Raw genomic sequence first — 19546 nt, 5'->3', positions numbered from 1 at the left:
GCGCAGCCACAGGAACGAACGTCTAACCTCACGGGGTTCAGGGGAAATTCTTTACTTCTCGAACGCTATCGCCGCGCAAGACAGTGCACGACATATTGTAAAGCCTGCTGCCTCAATCGCGCCCCGCCCAGGGCACCAGCACGGATTCAAGCTTGCGCAGCGACAGTTCAAACGCAAAAGCGATCAGCGCAATGACGATAATGCCCATGATCACCACATCGGTCACAAGGAACTGCGCGGCCGACTGGATCATGAAACCAAGGCCTCTGGTCGCTGCAACCAGTTCTGCGGCTACCAGCGTGGTCCAGCCTGCGCCCAACGCAATGCGCACCCCGGTAAAGATCGAGGGCAGCGTATGCGGCAGCACAACGAAACGCACCAGTTGCCGACGACTTGCTTCGAAGGCGCGCGCAGCATTCAAACGCTCCTGCGAAACGCTGCGCACGCCGGATGCCGTGGAAAGCGCAATCGGCGCCAGCATCGCCAAAAAGATGACCAGCACTTTCGACGTTTCGCCGATGCCGAACCAGATCACCACCAGCGGCAGATAAGCAAGTGGCGGGATCGGGCGCAGAAATTCCAGAATGGGGTCGAGAATACCCCGCCCGACGGGACTAAGGCCAATGGCAAGGCCGACCGGCACGGCAATGACGATCGAAACGACCAGCGCCGCAAAAACGCGGGCAAGACTCGCGATCAGATGCTGCGCCAGCGTCGCATCGACGAAACCGTTTTGCGCCACGCTGAAAAACTTGGCCAGAACCTGTGCGGGCGACGGCAAAAAGACCGGCGAGACCAGTTTCAGGCTTGCCGCCAACCACCAGACAAGGATGAGAGCAACAATCGTCGCCGCGCTGATCGCACGCGTGCCGGAAAATAACGACAGCCATGGCCGTGAACCGAGCCGGGGCAGATCAGTGGAACTCTCCGATTTGCTTTGCGCAATATCGTCATAGCTGCGCGTTTCTGTCGAAACACTCATGCCGTTTCTCCCTCGAATATCGCATCCGCCAGTTCGCCCCGCGCTTGCAGGAACGCCGGGTCCGTCTTGATGGACCGCACCGGCTCGCCCGCCAGATAACGCCTGCCGAAATTCACATCGAACACCCGCTCGATCCGCCCCGGATGCGGCAGCATCACGACAATTCTGGTTGCGAGCAGCAATGCTTCCTCAATGCCATGCGTGACCATCAGGACGCCCGCCGCGCTTTTGCCCCATATGTCGAGCAACAGCGTCTGCATGCGTTCACGCGTCAGCGCGTCGAGTGCGCCCAGCGGCTCGTCCATCAATAGAAAATCCGGCTTTGAGGCCAGCGCCCGTGCCAGTCCGACACGCTGGCGCATGCCGCCCGACAATTCCCAGATCGCCTTGTCGCCCGCGCCTTCCAACCGGACCTGCGCCAGCAATTCATCGGCGATGCGGCGTCGCTCGCTCTGGGGAATGGCTTTCAGTCGCAAGGCAAAGGCGACATTGTCGCGCGTGTTGAACCATGGAAACAGCGCATCGTGTTGGAACACCACCGCCCGCCCTTGTCCTGCACCTTGCAGACGAACACCGTTTCGCGTCACCGCGCCGCTTTGCGGCTGCAACAATCCGGCAGCGACATTGAGCAACGACGTTTTTCCGCAACCTGAACGCCCGGTGAGTACAACGAATTCGCCCGCCGAGAGGTCAAGCGATACATTGTCGAGCGCTGGTATCGCAGTGCCGCCATAGTGCACGCTGATCTGACTGAGTTTGAGCTGGCTCATATGCCCTACCTGTTACCGCAAATGCCCCTGCCCGCCGGAATGGTCGGCGGACAGGGGTTTGTTCGATCTGAAACGCGCAGGATCAGTTGCTGGCGAGCGCGTCCGTCACGAATTTCGTGGTGACGTAAGGCGCATAATCCGGCAGCGCGTTGTCGATCTTGCCCTGCTCCTTCAGGAAGGCGGAAGTGTCCGCAATCGCCTTCACGGTTGCGCCGCCCAGATAGTCGGCAGAGGCCTGATCCTTCAGCGACGGATAGACATAGCCTTTCAGGAGCGCTGGAATTTCTTCCTGCTTGGCGCCGGTCAGGCGGGCAATCTTTTCCGCCTGCGGTGATTTGGCATCCCAGGCTTCCGGCTTGGAATTATAGGCATCATAGGCCTTGCCGGTTACCTTCACGAAATCCCGTACCGCTGCCGGATGCTCGCTGGCGAAATCCTTGCGGACGATCCATGCGTCAAAGGTTGGCGCACCCCATTCGGCAACCTTGGCCGAATCCAGAATGACTTTGCCCTTGGTCTTGATCTGGCCCAATGCCGGGTCCCAGACATAAGCGGCGTCAATGTCGCCGCGCTCGAAAGCGGCGGCAATTTCCGGCGGACGCAGATTGAGGATTTCCACCGACTTGCTGTCCACGCCCTCATGCTTGAGCGCGGCCAGCAGGCTGTAATGCGTGGTCGAGACAAACGGCACGGCAACCTTCTTGCCCGCAAGGTCCTTGACCGACGCGGCATCCCGCGCGACCAGCGCCTCGGATTCACCGATAAGCCCCACGACGAAAAACGTCTCAATCGGCAGTTCGCGGCTGGCGGCAGCAGCCAGCGGGCTGGAGCCGACATAGCCGATGTCGATATCGCCGGAAGCCACAGCCGCAATCACATCCGCGCCTGAATCGAACTTGCGCCAATTGATGTCGGCATTGGCCGCCTTTTCATATTCGCCGTCGGCCTGCGGAACCTTCGATGGCTCAACCACCGTTTGATAACCGATATTGATTTTTACATCGGCGGCGAAGCTTGCGCCCGCAGCCACCACCCCAATAACAGCCGTGGAAGCGGCCAGAAAAATACGTCTTGTCAGTATTGTCATCCTACGCCCTCGTTCACGCTGTTGATCACCCCGAAAGCGCCAGCCTGAAGCCCCGGCCTCAAGCGCTTCCAATACCAACAATGATCGAACAACGCGCAACGGTTGTAGAGGAACGGGATACCAATTTTACATGCAAAGGAAAAATATTCGCACCACCGGCAACGTGTGGATATGCACCCAAAAGAGGACTATCCGTCCGCGCGGCAGAAGCTACATTCCTGTTATAGGACGTTGACGCTTGTGCTACTTTATGGAAGGTAATTTTGATGCATCATACAGCAAATATCGGGCATCATCATGTATGACTATTGTCTCGTTGGTGGCGGTATTGTCGGCCTTGCCACGGCGCTTACCATTGTCAGACGAGAGCCTTCAGCCCGCATTCTGGTGCTGGAAAAGGAAAACGCCGTTGCGATGCATCAGACCGGCCATAATAGCGGTGTGATCCATGCGGGCATCTATTATCAGCCCGGCAGCTTCAAGGCAGAGCTTTGCCGCGCTGGCGAGCGCATGACGAAGCAGTTTTGTGACGAGAACAACATAGCCTATCGAGTTCCGGGCAAGCTTGTCGTGGCGACCAACGATGTGGAAGTGCAGCGCCTTGCAGCCCTTGAAACCAATGCCGCCGCAAACGGCATCACCTGCCGCCGTCTCAGTGGCGGTGAATTGCACGAATTCGAACCCGCTGTGACCGGACTTGCCGCTTTGTTGGTCGAGCAAAGCGGTATTGTTGATTATCGCGCGGTCTGCCGCGCCATGGCCGATCTCATTCGCGCCGCGGGCGGCGATATCGAATTCAATATCAGTGTGGACCGCATTGAAGAACGGGCGGATAATGCGCGCGTTTATGCGGGCGACAAGGTTTGGGAAAGCAGGCAGGTTATCGCCTGCGCCGGTCTGCAGGCCGACCGCCTTGCCCGCCGGTCGGGTGTCGATATCGATTTCCAGATCGTGCCTTTTCGCGGCGAATACTATGCCTTGCGGCCCGAATTGAACAAACTCGTCGAACGCATGATCTATCCGGTGCCCGATCCTTCAATGCCGTTTCTCGGCATACATCTGACGCCAATGATCGATGGCAGCCTGACCGTCGGTCCCAATGCCGTTTTGGGTCTTTCCCGCGAGGGTTATCCCAAATTCTCGGCCAGTCTGCGTGACATGGCGACTTATGCCGCATTTCCGGGCTTCTGGAAGGTGATTACTGCCCATCTTTCGTCCGGGTTCGAAGAAATGAAGGATAGCCTCTTCAAGACGAGCTATCTGGAAAAATGCCGGAAATATTGCCCTTCCCTGCAGGAAAGCGACCTGCGTCCTTATCGTGCGGGGATAAGGGCGCAAGCCGTTTCGCGAGACGGCAAGCTCATTCACGATTTCAAATTCCACCAGACCAAACGTGTGCTGCATGTGTGCAATGCACCGTCCCCAGCTGCAACATCGGCCATACCGATCGGAAATCTGATCTTTCAACGCTTGCAAACAGGCAATTGAACAGGCGTTTTTCTCCATCATAAAATGAAAACCCGCATCATCGCTGATGCGGGTTTTGTTTGTCCCTTGAAGGCGTTTTCAGATCAACTGCGACCGAGCGAGGCCGCGACCTCATCCAGCGACTTCTTCGTTGCCGCAACAACATCATCGACCTGCGCAGGCGTGATGATCATCGGCGGGCAAAACGCAATTGCGTCGCCCATATTGCGGGTGATGACCCCATTGCCGAACATCGCAGCATTGGCAAGCCCGCCCAGCGCGCCAACCTTCTCATGCGGTGCCTTGGTGGCCTTGTCGCCAACCAGTTCAAGTGCCGCAATGAGACCAACGCCGCGCACTTCGCCGACCAGCGGATGCTCGGCCAGTTCGCGCAGGCGCTTCTGCATATAGGCGCCCGTTTCGCGCGCATTGGTCACCAGATCGCGCTCTTCGATAATCTTGAGATTCTCGACCGCAACGGCGGCTGCGACCGGATGGCCCGATCCCGTATAGCCGTGACCGAACACGCCAAGACGCGCGCTTTCATCGGCCACCGGCTGATAGACGCGGTCGTTGAACATGAAAGCCGAGATCGGCAGATAAGACGACGAAATCTGCTTCGACAGCGTCATGATATCCGGCTTCATGTTGAAGGTCTGCGAACCGAACATGTTGCCGGTACGACCAAAACCGCAGATCACTTCGTCGGCGATCAGCAGAATATCGTATTTCTGCAGCACGGCCTGAATCTTTTCCCAGTAACCTTCCGGTGGCACGACAACGCCTCCTGCGCCCATCACCGGCTCGCCGATGAAAGCTGCAACCGTTTCCGGTCCTTCCGCGAGGATCATGTCCTCCAGTTCCTTGGCAAGACGCGTGGTGAATTCATCCACCGTCTCGCCCGGCAGCGCATCGCGGTAATAATGCGGACACGTCGTGTGCAGGAAGCCTGGCAGGGGCAGATTGAACGAGTTGTGATTGACCGGCAGGCCGGTGGCGCTGGCCGAAGCAATCGTCACGCCATGATAACCGCGCTTGCGACCGATGATCTTGGTGCGCTGCGGCTGGCCCATGGCATTGGCGCGGAACCACAACATCTTGATGATGGTGTCGTTGGCTTCCGAACCGGAATTGGTGAAATAAACCTTGCTCATCGGCACCGGCGCAATGCTGATCAGCTTTTCAGCCAGTTCGATAACCGGCGGATGCGAGCGATGCGTGAAAGTATGCGAATAAGGCAACTTCAGCATCTGCTTATGCGCTGCATCGGCCAGACGCTTTTCCGAAAAGCCGACGCCGACGCTCCAAAGCCCAGCCATCGCCTCAATGTAGCGCTTGCCGTTATTGTCTTCGACGTAGATGCCATCGCCCTTTTCAATCACCACCGGGCCGATTTCTTCATGACGGCGCGCATTGGTGTTTGAATGGAAATGATAAGCGATATCGCGAGCTTCAACGGAATTGGGCTGTCTGGTCATTCGAATTCCCCTTTTAAATCCGATCAGAGCAGCTTTCACGTCACTCATCTATAGCCGCTTCAACGGCAATATTATCCTGCCAGCGCCCGAGATGCGGAAAACCACTTGTCGTTAGGATCGAAGCTATAAACAAATAATCTTTGGCGCAACGAGAACGAAAACCGTTTTCGAGAAAATGTGGACCGCCGAGGGATAATGCAGTCACTCGCCAGCTTCTTCCATCTGCGGACGCTTCTTCTTCCGCGATGACAGAACCGAATCGCTCTGCCGGATCACAAGGTCAGCGCCCACAAGCACCTTGACCGCAGGCTGTTTGTCAGCCGCATTGATCAGATCGTCCAGTATCGACACGGCCAGATTGCCGATCTTGCGCTTGGAGACATCCACCGTCGTCAGCATCGGCTCCATGGTGGCGCTCTGCGGCAGATTGTCGAAGCCGATCACCGAAACATCTTCCGGTATGCGCACGCCGCTTTCCTTCAGGGCCCGGATGAAGCCATAGGCAATAATGTCATTGGTGCAGAAATAGCATTCGGCAAGCTCATGCCCCGATTGCAGCAATTCGCGCGTGTCGCGATAAGCGCCTTCATAGGTCGATTCGACCGACAGGATATCCTCGGGCTGAACCTTGAGGTTCAACCGCTGCATGTTCTTTACATAGGCTTCACGACGCAACCGGAAGTTCATCGTCTCGGTGGGGCTCGCAACAAAGCCTATGCGGGAGAAGCCGGACTGCTTGAAATGCGACAGCACCTTGAAGACGGCGTCTTCATTATTCATGTCGACAAAATTGGCCTCAACGACATCGTAAAACGTATCGATGAAAACCGTGGGCAAGCCCATGCCCTGTATCATGTGGATATCAACCGCCGACAATTCGGTGCCAAGCGCGATGACGCCACGAACCGGCGCACCCGCCAGCGACTCGGCCACGGCGCTGACCGGCTGCCCCTCGAAGCTCGCCACCTCCAGCGTGTAATTGCGGCGGGACGCTTCCGACGACATGCCGTCGATATAATCCGAAACGAACACGCTGTGATCGCGATTGACCGTGCCGCCGTGCTTGGAAATTTTCAGGAAGCGAATCGTCTCGCCCGGCCCTGTGGTGCCGTTGCTGGTCTTGGCCACACGCGGCACGTAATTCAGCCGCGACACTGCTTCAAGAACACGCGTGCGGGTCTCGCCAGAGATTTCTCCCTTACCGTTCAACACAAGCGAAACCGTGGCGGGGGAAACACCCGCATTCTCGGCAATATCTCTGATCGTAAAAGATTTCTTCTTTTTCATACGCTCCGCACGGCTGCCGTCATCAGCACGTCATTCCCCTCTTGGCCCCATTCGGCCCCACCGCCCGCTCAGGCAAAGCCAGAAGGATGGGCTGGAATCCTCTTCAATGCGCATCTTATTCGGAAATCCGCATCATGCTACTGAGAAAGCACCACGATAAAACACAATTTGTTTAGTAAACACAACAGCCGTGTTTTTAAAACGATTAAGCTGAAAACCTGCGCAAATCAACGGAATTTTCAGCAGCATCCGCTTGACATCGCCGTTAGCTAGGCAATAGGTTTAGTGAAATAAGTTTTTGTTTAGTAAACGCTGTAGGAGGAGACCATGCAGAGGACAAGCAACCCGCTTGCCATGCTTGTTGTCATTAATGTGGGATTGCTCGCGCTTGGCGCGTACATCTCCGGCGGGTCTTTTCTCTCCCTGTTCAACTTGCAGTCCATGGCTGGTCAGGTGCCTGAAATCGGCCTTCTCGCCATCGGCGTGATGCTGGCCATGTGCGCCGGCAATGGCGGCATCGACCTTTCGGGTATCGCGCTTGCCAATCTCGCAGGCGTGGTTGCAGCGGTTATTGCATCGTCTTTCGTGTCGGCCTCGGTCAATCCGCTCGGTTTCAGCATTGCATTCATCGTGCTTGCGCTGATCGTCGGCCTTGCAGGCGGCATTATCAATGGCATCCTGATTGCGCGTTTCAACATCACGCCCATTCTCTGCACGCTCGGCACGCAGATGGCCTTCATGGGTCTGGCCGTCGTGGTCTCGGAAGGCCGCGCCGTGATGGTCGGCAGCCCTGACCTGTTGTCGCGCATCGGCAATGACATGTTCCTCGCCGTCCCGATCAGCTTTCTGATTTTCCTTGCGGTCGCCATTCTGATCGGCGCCGTGGTTCGCTTCACGCCTTTCGGCGCATGGCTGATGCTGATGGGCACCAACCCGAAGGCAGCCGTCTTCGCCGGTTTTCCCCGCGCCCGCGTTCTGATTGCGACCTATGCAACAAGCGGCCTTCTGGCAGGCATTGCAGGCATCATCATCGCCGCACGCAACGTCAACGTGAAATATGATTACGGCAGCTCTTATCTGCTGGTCGCCATTCTCATCGTCGTGATGGCAGGCGTGAAGCCCGAAGGTGGTTACGGTCGTATCATCTGCGTGGTGCTGAGCGCCATCGCCTTGCAGCTCATGTCGAGCCTGCTCAACTTCGGTGGACTGTCCAACTTCGTCCGCGACTTTGCCTGGGGCCTGCTGCTGCTCGCATTCCTCGCTGTCGGACGCTACGACGTCGCCAGTTTCTTTACCTTGGGCAATCGCTCCAAGGCACCCATTGGTGCTCAACCCTCAAGCACCAAACCGTAATACTGAGGGACTCTTAACGAGGAGGAAGTCATGAAAGCAAAGACAAAGAAGCTGCTCACTGGTGCGCTCATTGCTGCCACTGCACTCGCAGGCGGCGCAGGCACGCTGGTCGCGCAGGAAAAGCCGGTCATCGCAACCGTCGTCAAGATCAGCGGTATTCCGTGGTTCGACCGCATGAACACCGGCGTTGAAGCCTATCAGAAGGCCAACCCGGATGTGGTTGCAACCCAGAGCGGCCCGGCAACTGCCGACGCGGCACAGCAGCTTCAGATCGTTCAGGATCTGGTTGCCAAGGGCGTTAACGCTCTGGCCGTCGTGCCGATGGATCCGGCTGTTCTCGAAGGCACCTTCAAGCGCGCCATCGAACGCGGCATTGTTGTCGTGACCCACGAAGCCGACAACCAGGTCAACACCATGGCCGACGTCGAAGCATTCGACAATGCCGACTATGGCAAAGCCCTGAACGAACGTCTTGCACAGTGCATGGGCAAGAGCGGCAAGTGGACGACCTTCGTTGGTTCGCTCGGCAGCCGCACGCATATGCAGTGGGTTGGCTCGGCTGAAGAAAACGCCAAGCAGTACCCGGATATGCAGCTGGTCGATCCGAACAATGAATCCTTCGACGATGCCAACGGCACCTACGAGAAGGCCAAGGAAATCCTGCGCAAGCATCCTGACCTGAAGGGCTTCCAGAGTTCGGCTGGCAACGACGTTCTCGGCATTGGCCGCGCGATCGATGAAGCGGGCTTAAGCGGCAAGGTCTGCCTCGTCGGCACCGGCCTTCCGAACCCTTCGGCTGACCTTCTGGAATCCGGCGCCATCACGGCTATCGGCTTCTGGGACCCGCAGAAGGCTGGCATGGCGATGAATGCTGTCGCCAAGCTTCTGCTGGAAAAGAAGGAAGTCAAGGACGGCATCGACCTCGGCGTTGAAGGCTATAACAAGGTTTCGGTGAAGAAGGGTGCAGGCGAAGGCCTCCTCGTTATCGGTAACGGCATGGTTATCGCCGACAAGGATTCCTACAAGGAACACCTGTTCTAAGAAGTCTCAGAAGATCCGACTGCGGGTGGCGACCGTTCCGTTCACCATCGCCACTTAGCGTCAAGGCCTCGGATGCTTTCCGCGAATGGAAAGCATCCGGGCAACTAACCCCGGTTGATTTTGCCGCCAACCAGCCGACAGCGGAACCGTTGCGCGCAAGCGCAATGATGCACTGTGGCAGAGGAATTAACGTGTCAACTACGATGAACAATGAGTCGGAAAATGGCCGGACACCGGAACGTTTTCTCGAATTGCGCAACATCCACAAGCGGTTCGGCGGCGTGCATGCATTGCGCGGCATCGACCTCACGCTCAATCTCGGAGAAGCCTATCACCTTCTCGGCGAGAATGGATGCGGCAAGAGCACCGTTATCAAGATCATGTCCGGCGCGCATGGTCCGAGCGAGGGTGAAATTGTTCTCAACGGCAAGACCTATAAAGAACTCGATCCGATTCAGTCACTGGCTGCAGGCATCGAGACCGTCTATCAGGACCTTTCACTGATCCCTAACCTCACGGTTGCCGAAAACGTAGCGCTTAATCAGCAGCTCGTTGAAGGCAATGGCAAGTTGTTGCGCCGTTTCGACCGCACCAAGCTGCGCCAGACGGCGGAACGTGCGCTCGCCACTGTCGGGCTGCCGACGGACCGCGCTTTCCTGAACACCATCGTTTCCGAACTGCCGCTTGCCATGCGCCAGCTGGTCGCCATTTCCCGTGCGATCGCCACGAGCGCCAAGCTGGTCATCATGGACGAGCCGACCACGTCGCTGACGCGCCGCGAAGTCGACAACCTCATCGAAGTCGTCAATCGCCTGCGCGCAGACAATGTCGCCGTCCTCTTCGTGACCCACAAGCTCGACGAATGCTATCGCATTGGCGGTAACGCCGTCGTGTTTCGCGACGGCCAGTGCGTGGCGCAAGGCCCGATTGAAAATTACACCAAGAAGCAGTTGTCCGAACTGATGATCGGCCGTGAAATTGACGCCGAACGTTACCGCACCGGCACGCCGGGCGAGGCAGAACTGCTGAAACTGGACGGTCTATCGTCGCCGGATTTCAAGAATGTCAACCTGGCGCTCCGAAAGGGCGAGGTTCTCGGCATTACGGGTCTCGCCGATTCTGGCCGTAACGAGCTCGCAATGGCAATCACCGGCGTTGATCCGGCATCCAACGGCGCGATTACGCTCGAAGGCCGCAAGATCAACGTCAAGAACCCTGCCGAAGCCATAGACCTCGGTATCGGCTATGTGCCGGAGGATCGTCTGGCCGAGGGGCTTTTCCTCGACAAGTCGATTTTCGAAAACGAAATCGCGCTGATCCTGACCCGCCTCAGCAACAAGATCGGCATCGTGGACCAGAAGAAAGGCCGCGAAATCGCAGCCTCGCTGATGGAGCAGATGCGCCTCAATACCAAAAATATGGACCTGCCGGTCGGCGCTCTTTCGGGCGGCAATCAGCAGCGCGTTCTCATCGGTCGCTGGCTCAGCATCGGTCCGAAGCTGCTTGTGCTGCACGGCCCGACTGTCGGCGTCGATGTCGGATCGAAGGATACAATCTACCGCGCAATCCAGACACTGGCCGAAGCAGGCATGGGTCTCATCATCGTCAGCGATGACCTGCCCGAACTGCTGCAAAACGCCGACCGCATTCTCGTCATGAACGCGGGAAGCATCGTCAAGGAATTTGACGCCGCCGAGGCGACGGAAGACCAGCTCTACCAAGCCATGATGTCGTCGCAAAAGGAGCTACCGCAATGAGCGCGTCGCAATATCAGCAGGAACTGGGCCAGACCCGGTCCTTCAAGCTGGGTGACTTCATTCGCAGACGCCCTGAATCCATCACCTTCTTTCTCCTGGTCGCGATCTGCGTGATCGTGTCGATTGTCAATCCTGCATTCCTGCAGGCTTCGACGCTGATCGATATCGGTCGCGCCAGCGTCGTGATGGGCCTGTTCGCGCTCGGCGTCTTCATCATTCTCGCCGCTGGCGGCATCGACGTGTCGTTCACGGCCATTGCGGCCTGCACGGTCTATTCGCTGACGCTTCTGGTGCAGGCCTATATGCCGACGCTGCCCATCGTCTTCGTCATCCTGATGGCGATTGCCGGTGGCGTCATTCTCGGCCTTATCAACGGCGTTTTGGTACACAGTCTGAAAGTTCCGTCGCTGATCGTCACCATTGGCACGCAATATCTGTTCCGTGGCTTTTTGCTCGCGTTCGTCGGCACGGTCTGGATCATGTCGCTGCCGCCGACGATGGGCGCGTTTGGCCGCCTGCCTTTGTTTCAGTTCGAATCCGCCAACGGCGCCACCATCACCATGCCGTTCTACTTCCTGATCCTGCCAGCCGCGGCGATCCTGACCTGGTGGATCTTGAACCGCACCTTGATGGGTCGCGCCATTTTCGCCATGGGCGGCAACAGCCAGATCGCCAGCCGCCTCGGCTATAATCTGCGCACCATCCATCTGTTCCTGTTCGGATATGCCGGTGGTCTCGCGGGTCTTGCAGGCATCATCCATGTTTGCGCCAACCGTCAGTCCAGCCCGTTCGACTTTGTCGGAACCGAAATCAGCGTCATCGCCGCTGTGGTTCTGGGCGGCGCACGAATTACCGGCGGCACGGGCAGCGTTTTCGGCACCATTCTGGGCGTTTTGCTCATCACCGTCATCAACAGCGTTCTGGTGCTCGTCGGCATTCCCAGCACATGGCAGCGTCTCGTCGTCGGCTGCTTCATTCTTCTGGCCGCCGCCTTCTTCGTCACCCAGCAGCGCAAGAAATAACCCGATAATCTCAAGAGGAAATCATGAAGAAATTCCTGAACGATCCAGTCAATTTCGTTGATGAGATGCTGGAAGGCATCTATCGGGCGCATCCCGAACTCACCTTCGTCAATGACGACAAGCGCTGCATGGTCACCGCCACGCCGAAGGCTGGCAAGGTTGGCATCGCAACCGGCGGCGGCTCGGGCCATTTGCCGACCTTCCTCGGCTATATCGGCGAAAACATGATCGACGGTGCAGCTGTCGGTGGCGTGTTCCAGTCGCCAAGCGCTGAACAGATGTATCAGGTCACCAAGGCTATCGATCAGGGCGCGGGCGTGCTCTACATCTATGGCAACTACACGGGCGACATCATCAATTTCGACATGGCTGCGGAATTGGCCGACCTCGACGGCATCACCGTCAAGCAGGTTGTCGGCAATGACGACGTTGCCTCGTCGGTCGTCGGTGAAGAACACAAGCGCCGTGGCGTTGCAGGCATTTTCTTCATCTACAAGGCAGCCGGTGCGGCAGCCGCCAACGGCCTGTCGCTCGATGAAGTAACGCGCCTCGCCGACAAGGCTCGTCTGCGCACCCGCACGATGGGTGTTGCGCTATCGAGCTGCGTTGTGCCTGAAATCGGCCATGCCACTTTCTCCATCGGCGACGATGAAATGGAAATCGGCATGGGCATCCATGGCGAACCGGGCATCAGCCGCACCAAGCTTGCACCGGCCGACTCCGTTGTCGACCAGCTTCTGGGCCGCATCTTTGCCGAACAGGATTATGCCAAGGGCGATGAAGTTGCCGTTCTGCTGAACGGTCTCGGCGGCACCCCGCTGGAAGAACTTTACATCATGTTCCGTCGCGTAGCCCAGCTTTTCGACGAGCGCGGCGTCAAGGTAAAGCACATCTGGATCGGCGAATTCGCCACCGCCATGGAAATGGCTGGCGCTTCGATCTCCGTGCTGCATCTGGACGACGAACTGGAGCCGCTTATCGCCGCTTCGGCGAACACGCCGTTCTTCAAGCACATTGCCGGTTGAGGTAACGCCATGAACTCCATCAAGGCTTCCGATCTCATCAACCTCTTCGACAGCTGGAAGCAGCTTTTCGCAGAACAGCGCGAATTCCTGATCGCGCTTGACGGCAAGGTCGGCGATAGCGATCTCGGCATCACCATGAGCAAGGCTTTCGCAGCCGCTGCCGAAGCAACCGCCGCAGAAGGCGAAGCGGCTGGTATCTCCAAGCTGCTGCGTCTGGCGGGTGCCACCATGGCCCGCGTCGCCCCGTCCACCATGGGCACGCTGACGGCAACCGGTTTCCTGCGCGCAAGCAAGGCGACCGAAGGCGTCGAAGAACTGGGCACTGCGGAAGTTGCCGCCTTCTGGCGCGCTTATCGTGACGGTATTGCCGAACGTGGCAAGGCCAAGGTCGGCGACAAGACCCTGCTCGACGTGCTCGATCCGATTGCCGTTACGCTTGAAGCACAGGCTGCCGTCGGTGCTTCCCTGCCCGACGCCCTGGCTGCGACAGCCAAGGCCGCTGAAGACGCGCTGGAAGCAACCAAGTCTCTGGTGGCCCAGCATGGCAAGGCAGCAGCCTTCCAGGAAAAGACCATCGGTCTTCAGGATGCCGGTGCGACCGTCGGCACCTTCCTGATCGTCAGAATGTCGGAGTTCGTATCAGCTCATTCCTGATACGTCTCCACACATGTCGAAGGCCGGGAACCCGCCAGATTCCGGCCTTCGATGCTTTTTAGAGATAGGCCAGCACTATAATTTTCGGCGCACGGCAAAAGACGACCCGAACCATTCTGCCTGTCGTCGTATGCGCATATCCCTGCTGAAGATCGACAATGATGTCGTCATAGTTCAGCACCACGCGGTCCAGCGGATAGACGGCCTTATAAACCGCCTCTTTGGCGCAAAAAAGAATACGATCTGCATCGGCTGCACCTTCAGGCAAGCGGTCGCCTGGCTGCTTCACCAGCGCGGCAATGTCCTCCGGCAGCGCAATAGCCGGCTCCACATCGATCCCGACCGAAAGAAAATCGGCGCTGCTTGCAACAGCAGCAACAGCCATATCGTCATCATGGGCGAGCGACCCGACAATGCCCGATGGCCAGATTGGTTCGCCCGAGCTGCCCCGCAAAATCGCAAAACCGCCTCTGCCATGCTTTATGAGCAATTCCCGCGCCGCAAGGCGGGCGGCCCCGCTGGCGCGACGGCGAACCGGATTTCGCGTCGGAAGCGTAGCATTTTCGTCGGCCAGCAATCGGGTTTCATCCCCGTCCCGAATGACCCGGCAAGCGGTTGAAATGCCCGCCGCGGCGACAGCCTGCATGGCTTGGTTCAGCGCAATTTCCAATGGATCGAAGCGCGCCATATCCGTTTCATCAGTCCCGAAGATCGAGGTGGGCGATCATCTCGCCATCTTCATCGAGACCATCTTCGACAAAGCCCGCTTTAGCATAAAGCTGGCGCGCGCCTTCGTTTTCCGGTTCGTAGCAGATCGAGATGCGACGAATATGATCGAGCGCCCTGATCTCAGCCAAGACCAGCTGCAACGCGGCCTTTCCGTAACCCCACCCCTGAAAAGCGCGGTCGATCATGAAGCGGTAGATCTGGGCATTGTCGCCGTCGCTGGTCGCGTCATACATGAGAAACCCGACCAGAATGTCACCGGCGAACACGGCGCGCGGACGCGCATCCTCGTCCTCGTCCGCCTCTTCCAGCGAGCTTGCATTATCCGCAACAAGATTTTCTTGTCCCGGCGCAAGCTCCAGCGCGGTAACCCGTGACCGCAAGTCGTCGGTTACGGTTTGAAGCCGGACAGCGCCAGAACTTGGGTCAGGATCGGTCAAATGGCTGCCTCCGCCGGGCGAAGAGCGACAGAACCTGCCGCCTGTTTGACATTGGCCAGCACCGTCCCATCCTTCGTCACCGGGACGACGAAACGGTTGAGCTTGGCCGGATTACCACGCCAGACGGAATAAGGCTCAAGCACCTCACCCTTCATGACAAAGGAATCCACATCAACGATAGAGCCGTCGCCCATGACGACGCCATAATGGACGAATGCCGATGGTCCGAGCGTGCAGCCATTGCCGATGCGGATGAAGTCGGACTTGAAAGCACCCTCCTCCAGCGAATGCGGCTGGATCACACAACCTTCATTCAAGGTTGCATCGTCGCCGATTTCCACCAGCGAACGTTCGGTCAGATTGGCGCCGCCGTCATAGACGCGGCGACCGACCTTCACGCCAAGGCAGCGCAGAATCATCGGACGGAACGGCGTTCCGGCGAAAAGCTGCGTGATCGGCGAATCCGACAGTTTCCAATGGCGCTCATGCCGCCAGAAAGCTTCATCATAGATCGTCGTCATACGCGGTTTCAGTCTGCCGAAGCCGAGCGAGAGCCTTTCGATGAAGATATAGAACGGTATTGCAATGCCCGCCGTCAGAACCACGGCCACAAACAGCGCGTTGTACTTCCAGTCGTCATAATAGTTCAGCGCACGGTCCCAGATCGCCAGCGTTGCAAACAGCATCAGCCATTGCTCCGCCAGGAACATCAGTCCGGTGCGGAAATTGTGGAAGTTCTTGCGGCGCAAGCGGCGCAGGCGGTCCTCCTCCTCAATATTGGCGATCAGTTCCTTGTCGCGATTGACCATGCGCGGAATTTCAAAGCAGGGCGAACCCAGAAGCCCGACATTCTCGCGCATAGGCCCCTCGATCGGCACCATAACCTTGGTGCCGAGCAGACAGTTATCCCCGGTCCGTCCGTCGGACGGATAGAAGATATTATTGCCGAAATAGTTCCGCTCGCCGACCTTGGTATGCTCCAGCCGGAATGTCGCCGCCGACTTGTGCGTGTTGATCATAAACAGACCATCCGACACCATGGTCTGGCTGCCGATTTCGCACAGAAGCGGGTTTTCATGCTGCTGGTTGGTGCCGAAATTGGACCCGGTCTGGACCACCTTGTTGAGCTTCCAGCCGATGGCCCGGATATAGTGCACGACGGCAGAACTATCGCCGAACAGCAGATTGAGAAGACGCGAATTGCTGGCCAGTTCCACCATCGACTGCAGCCAGTAATGGAAGCCGTAAAGCGTATAGGTGCGGTTTGGCTTCAGAAACAGGCTGGCCAGTCGCGGCACGGCAACCGCAGCAATAAACGAGGTTGCCAGCACGCCGAATAGCGTAACGGTCGTGCCGATGGCCACGATGCCGATGGTTTCCTGATAATCGTCGCTGACATTTTGCCAGTAGCTATGGAACAGTAAAGGGAACGGCGTGACCAGCATGAACAGCCCGACAAGCTGCACGATCTCGAACATGATACGGCGGGTTTTCGACAGCGTAATGCTGCGCACCTTGCAATAATCCGCAGTAGTGGGCGCTGCGGGCGACCCATGCCAATGTTCACCATCGGGGATGCTCTGGCCACGCTGCAACGACGACGCATGGCCAAGCTGCGCGCCATTGCCGATTTTGGTGTCGATATCGATGGTCGAACCAACGCCCACAAAAGCGCCGTCACCAATGGTGATCGTGCCCGTATGGATATAGCCGCTTTCAGCCGTAAAGCCGAGAATGTTGGATTCGCGGCGCAAAATGGAATTCTCGCCAATGGAAATCAGATCGGTGCAAACCGGAATTGCCCGGCATTCGATGGCCGTGTTGCGGCCAAGCTTTGCACCGAGCAGCCGCAGATAGAGGCTATAGAGCGGATTGCCGCGGAACAGCACCACCGGCGCGGTGCGGATCAAGGTCTTCACCACCCAGAAGCGGTAATAGCGCAGCCCCCAGATTGGAAAGCTTTCTGTCTTCCAGCGCCCGATCAGCAGCCATTTCGCAGCGATGGCAAAGCCCGTCATCGCGAAGAAGCTTGCCCCAGCGAGAACAACGCATCGGAAATAGAGCTGAAGCGGGTTGTCGAGCGCGTCATAGACCCAGTCGAGACCGCCATCGAAGAAAACCAGCCCGATATAGGCATAGACCGCATAGAAGGCGAGCTGTGCAGCGCCGCAGGTCCAGTAAGCAAAATTCGATGCCTTGTGGGTGAGCTGACGCTCAACCGTGGCCGCGGTCTTCTGCTGCGGCGCGTGCAGATGCGTCGCCAGACTTGCGATGGTCGGATGCAGGTAGATATCCCGCATCGACGCCGTTTCCCAACCCTGCGCTGTACGCACGCGGGCGCAAAACCGCGCCATCAGCAGCGAATTGGCGCCCAGATCATCGAAGAAATGATCCTCGACCGAAACTTCATCCAGATTAAGCACTGCGGCCAGCGCGTCCGCCATGAAGCGCTGATCGTCATTGCTCGGCGGGACGATTTCGCGCTCCGCCGAAAGGCGCACATTGGTCGGCTTTGGCAGGCGCTTCAGATCGGCCTTGTTGGAGACCGTCATTGGAATGGCGTCCAGCTCTTCGAGATAGGCCGGGACCATATAGGACGGCAAACGTCGCTTCAGCTCGCGCGCAATATCGGCACGCTGCAGCGGTGGCACGCCCGACTTCGGCGCATAATAGGCGACCAGTTCGACACGACCCGGCTCGATTTCCCAGGTGGTGACGGCAGCCTGCGCAACGCCGGGCTGATCGAGCAGAACGGCTTCGATCTCGCCAAGCTCGATGCGGTAGCCGCGAATCTTCACCTGCGTGTCGATACGCCCATGATACTCGATCTCGCCCGCAGCATTAATGCGCCCCAGATCGCCGGTGCGATAGATGCGTGCTGACGGATTGTTAGGCAGACCGATGAAATCAGGAATGAATTTCTGGTCGGTCAAATCCTGCCGGTTGAGATAACCGACCGCGAGGCCGATACCGGCGATGCCGATTTCGCCCAGTTGATCCGGGTCGGTCAGCTTCGGCTCGGTCGGTTCGATGATGACTATCGAATAGGTCGGCAACGGCGCACCGATGGTCACTGGCTTGTCGGGCGTCAGAACGCCCATGGTTGCCGTGACGGTCGCTTCCGTGGGCCCGTAAGTATTGAGAAGCAGGCGTCCCGGCTTTGTCCAGCGCGCCACCAAATTGAGCGGACAGGCTTCGCCGCCCACCATCAGCAGGCGCAGCTTCGGCACATCGGTTTCGATGGAAGACAAAAGCGTTGGGCTGCACGCCATGCAGTTGATGTCATTCTTCCGCAGGAAATCCGCGAGTTCTTCGCCCACCAGCGTCATCGGCCCCGGGGCGGGCACTACGGTCGCGCCTGCCGTAAACGGCACCCAATATTCTTCCGCCGAAAAATCGAAGGCGATGGTCATGCCGTGATAAACACGGTCGCCCGGCCTGTAGCCATAGGACATCGCCGCGACACGCAGGAAGTTGCAGAAGCTCTGATGCAGGATGGCGACGCCTTTTGGCCTGCCGGTCGTGCCAGACGTATAGAGAATATAGCAAATCTGATCCGGATTTGCGGCCCTTGCAGCCTTGTCCAGTGGCGCGTCGGACTGCTTTGAAATTTCAGCGCCCGCCCCGTCGATCAGCACATGCGGCACGGGCATCTGTTCGACGCGGGCCGTATAGGCCTCTAGCGAAATGACAAGTTTTACATTGGCATCCTCGATGATAAGGGCCATGCGATCTTCCGGAAATGCGGTCGCCAGTGGCACATAGGCCGCGCCCGCCTTCATGACGGCGAGCAGCGCGATATACGTGTCGGCAGAACGGTCGAGCAGCAGGCCGATACGGTCGCCAGGATGAACACCGCGTTCGATCAGCAGACGCGCAAACTGGTTGGCGCGGTTGTCGAGTTCCCGATAGGTCCAGTTGCGTCCATCTGAAACAACGGCAACCGAATCCGAAAATCTGTCGGCCAGTTCTTCGAAAAAGAGGTCCAGCCGTTCGCCCGGTTTTCCGGGGTCAGCGAAATCAGCACCTGTCAGGATCTGCTCGCGAGCAGCCCCAAGACCCGCCTTGCCCAGCGCCTTTTTTCCCTGCGCATCGTCTATGGGCAGACCATTTACGCCTGTCGTCGCTGCGGCTTCGCCGTGTCCAGCGCCACGATTTTCATAATTCATTTTTCAACACTCACTGACCAAAGGTCGAGCATCAACGGGCAATTATACGCGTTAGGCGGCACGCTTTGCCTGCAATGAGGCATTATCTGTCGTCGAACCGTTCACTGCGGGTGAAGAAGACCGCTATTGGCGCAGGCCACTACTCAAACTGGTTGAAATAAGAAAGTGAATTTATTTTTATCTTAGATGTTCGTCTCTCAGTGTTGCAAAACTAGCATACAACGCCGGTCAGATCATCCGCTTTTAGTTCCTATCCACCACTCTTGCAATCTTTCACCGGTCACGGTT

Annotated in this window: 15 protein-coding genes; 7 read left to right on the top strand and 8 right to left on the bottom strand. The window is 57.8% G+C overall.

All coding sequences use genetic code 11. The annotated features are described in order from the left end of the window. Positions 1–112: 112 nt before the first annotated feature. The 3 genes from tauC to tauA form a co-directional block, all read right to left on the bottom strand. Entirely contained in the window at positions 113–982 is an 870-nt protein-coding gene (gene tauC / locus FIC94_RS01295) for a taurine ABC transporter permease TauC (protein ID WP_140023650.1), read from the bottom strand. Then, positions 979–1752, bottom strand: a complete 774-nt coding sequence (locus FIC94_RS01290; protein ID WP_140023649.1) for a taurine ABC transporter ATP-binding protein — start codon at positions 1750–1752, stop codon at positions 979–981. Before FIC94_RS01290 ends, tauC begins: the two co-directional genes overlap by 4 nt. Positions 1753–1834: 82 nt before the next feature. Beyond that, positions 1835–2839, bottom strand: a complete 1005-nt coding sequence (gene tauA, locus FIC94_RS01285) for a taurine ABC transporter substrate-binding protein (RefSeq protein WP_140023648.1) — start codon at positions 2837–2839, stop codon at positions 1835–1837. A gap of 297 nt (positions 2840–3136) precedes the next feature. Between tauA and lhgD the strand changes: the two genes are divergently transcribed. After that, entirely contained in the window at positions 3137–4327 is a 1191-nt protein-coding gene (lhgD, locus tag FIC94_RS01280; protein WP_210237280.1) for an L-2-hydroxyglutarate dehydrogenase, read from the top strand. Between the two features lie 83 nt (positions 4328–4410). Here lhgD and FIC94_RS01275 read toward each other — a convergent pair whose 3' ends face one another. Together FIC94_RS01275 and FIC94_RS01270 are read right to left on the bottom strand one after the other, a co-directional pair. Then, the gene (locus tag FIC94_RS01275) at positions 4411–5784 is read right to left on the bottom strand and encodes an aspartate aminotransferase family protein (protein ID WP_140023646.1); all 1374 of its coding nucleotides are present in this window, start codon (positions 5782–5784) and stop codon (positions 4411–4413) included. A 201-nt stretch (positions 5785–5985) separates the two neighbouring features. Continuing rightward, positions 5986–7071 carry a LacI family DNA-binding transcriptional regulator gene (locus FIC94_RS01270; protein ID WP_109367645.1) on the bottom strand — a complete coding sequence of 362 codons (1086 nt, stop codon included), beginning with the start codon at positions 7069–7071 and terminating at the stop codon, positions 5986–5988. Positions 7072–7398: 327 nt separating this feature from the next. Between FIC94_RS01270 and FIC94_RS01265 the strand changes: the two genes are divergently transcribed. The 6 genes from FIC94_RS01265 (at position 7399) to FIC94_RS01240 (ending at position 13923) form a co-directional block, all read left to right on the top strand. Continuing rightward, complete coding sequence (locus tag FIC94_RS01265) at positions 7399–8424, top strand: ABC transporter permease (RefSeq protein WP_109367646.1); 1026 nt, start codon at positions 7399–7401, stop codon at positions 8422–8424. Positions 8425–8454: 30 nt separating this feature from the next. Then, positions 8455–9465 (top strand): substrate-binding domain-containing protein, encoded by a 1011-nt coding sequence (locus tag FIC94_RS01260; protein ID WP_109367647.1) that lies wholly within the window; start codon positions 8455–8457, stop codon positions 9463–9465. Positions 9466–9668: 203 nt separating this feature from the next. Beyond that, the gene (locus tag FIC94_RS01255; protein ID WP_140024012.1) at positions 9669–11222 is read left to right on the top strand and encodes a sugar ABC transporter ATP-binding protein; all 1554 of its coding nucleotides are present in this window, start codon (positions 9669–9671) and stop codon (positions 11220–11222) included. Beyond that, the gene (locus FIC94_RS01250) at positions 11219–12244 is read left to right on the top strand and encodes an ABC transporter permease (RefSeq protein ID WP_109367649.1); all 1026 of its coding nucleotides are present in this window, start codon (positions 11219–11221) and stop codon (positions 12242–12244) included. Before FIC94_RS01255 ends, FIC94_RS01250 begins: the two co-directional genes overlap by 4 nt. A gap of 23 nt (positions 12245–12267) precedes the next feature. Further along, positions 12268–13269, top strand: coding sequence for a dihydroxyacetone kinase subunit DhaK (locus FIC94_RS01245; protein ID WP_109367650.1), 1002 nt, complete (start codon positions 12268–12270; stop codon positions 13267–13269). A gap of 9 nt (positions 13270–13278) precedes the next feature. Further along, complete coding sequence (locus tag FIC94_RS01240) at positions 13279–13923, top strand: dihydroxyacetone kinase family protein (protein WP_109367651.1); 645 nt, start codon at positions 13279–13281, stop codon at positions 13921–13923. A 58-nt stretch (positions 13924–13981) separates the two neighbouring features. Here the strand turns inward: FIC94_RS01240 and FIC94_RS01235 are convergent, their stop codons facing one another. The 3 genes from FIC94_RS01235 to FIC94_RS01225 are packed head-to-tail and all read right to left on the bottom strand — an operon-like array spanning position 13982 to position 19258. Beyond that, positions 13982–14611, bottom strand: coding sequence for a 4'-phosphopantetheinyl transferase family protein (locus FIC94_RS01235; protein WP_140023645.1), 630 nt, complete (start codon positions 14609–14611; stop codon positions 13982–13984). A gap of 10 nt (positions 14612–14621) precedes the next feature. Beyond that, the gene (locus FIC94_RS01230) at positions 14622–15089 is read right to left on the bottom strand and encodes a GNAT family N-acetyltransferase (protein WP_140023644.1); all 468 of its coding nucleotides are present in this window, start codon (positions 15087–15089) and stop codon (positions 14622–14624) included. Then, the gene (locus FIC94_RS01225) at positions 15086–19258 is read right to left on the bottom strand and encodes a Pls/PosA family non-ribosomal peptide synthetase (protein ID WP_140023643.1); all 4173 of its coding nucleotides are present in this window, start codon (positions 19256–19258) and stop codon (positions 15086–15088) included. Before FIC94_RS01225 ends, FIC94_RS01230 begins: the two co-directional genes overlap by 4 nt. Positions 19259–19546: the final 288 nt, after the last annotated feature.

The organism is Ochrobactrum teleogrylli (assembly GCF_006376685.1).
Classification (GTDB): Bacteria; Pseudomonadota; Alphaproteobacteria; order Rhizobiales; family Rhizobiaceae; genus Brucella; species Brucella teleogrylli.
The sequence above is the reverse complement of the archived record's forward strand: the minus strand, read 5'-3'. Positions and strand labels throughout refer to the sequence as shown.

What these genes read in the sequence shown, in the direction of transcription:
- tauC (WP_140023650.1), bottom strand. Translation starts at nt 982, where the DNA reads ATGAGTGTTTCGACAGAAACGCGCAGCTATGACGATATTGCGCAAAGC.
- FIC94_RS01255 (WP_140024012.1), top strand. Translation starts at nt 9,669, where the DNA reads ATGAACAATGAGTCGGAAAATGGCCGGACACCGGAACGTTTTCTCGAA.
- FIC94_RS01240 (WP_109367651.1), top strand. Translation starts at nt 13,279, where the DNA reads ATGAACTCCATCAAGGCTTCCGATCTCATCAACCTCTTCGACAGCTGG.
- FIC94_RS01275 (WP_140023646.1), bottom strand. Translation starts at nt 5,784, where the DNA reads ATGACCAGACAGCCCAATTCCGTTGAAGCTCGCGATATCGCTTATCAT.
- FIC94_RS01265 (WP_109367646.1), top strand. Translation starts at nt 7,399, where the DNA reads ATGCAGAGGACAAGCAACCCGCTTGCCATGCTTGTTGTCATTAATGTG.
- lhgD (WP_210237280.1), top strand. Translation starts at nt 3,137, where the DNA reads ATGTATGACTATTGTCTCGTTGGTGGCGGTATTGTCGGCCTTGCCACG.
- FIC94_RS01290 (WP_140023649.1), bottom strand. Translation starts at nt 1,752, where the DNA reads ATGAGCCAGCTCAAACTCAGTCAGATCAGCGTGCACTATGGCGGCACT.
- tauA (WP_140023648.1), bottom strand. Translation starts at nt 2,839, where the DNA reads ATGACAATACTGACAAGACGTATTTTTCTGGCCGCTTCCACGGCTGTT.
- FIC94_RS01245 (WP_109367650.1), top strand. Translation starts at nt 12,268, where the DNA reads ATGAAGAAATTCCTGAACGATCCAGTCAATTTCGTTGATGAGATGCTG.
- FIC94_RS01260 (WP_109367647.1), top strand. Translation starts at nt 8,455, where the DNA reads ATGAAAGCAAAGACAAAGAAGCTGCTCACTGGTGCGCTCATTGCTGCC.
- FIC94_RS01225 (WP_140023643.1), bottom strand. Translation starts at nt 19,258, where the DNA reads ATGAATTATGAAAATCGTGGCGCTGGACACGGCGAAGCCGCAGCGACG.
- FIC94_RS01250 (WP_109367649.1), top strand. Translation starts at nt 11,219, where the DNA reads ATGAGCGCGTCGCAATATCAGCAGGAACTGGGCCAGACCCGGTCCTTC.
- FIC94_RS01270 (WP_109367645.1), bottom strand. Translation starts at nt 7,071, where the DNA reads ATGAAAAAGAAGAAATCTTTTACGATCAGAGATATTGCCGAGAATGCG.
- FIC94_RS01235 (WP_140023645.1), bottom strand. Translation starts at nt 14,611, where the DNA reads ATGGCGCGCTTCGATCCATTGGAAATTGCGCTGAACCAAGCCATGCAG.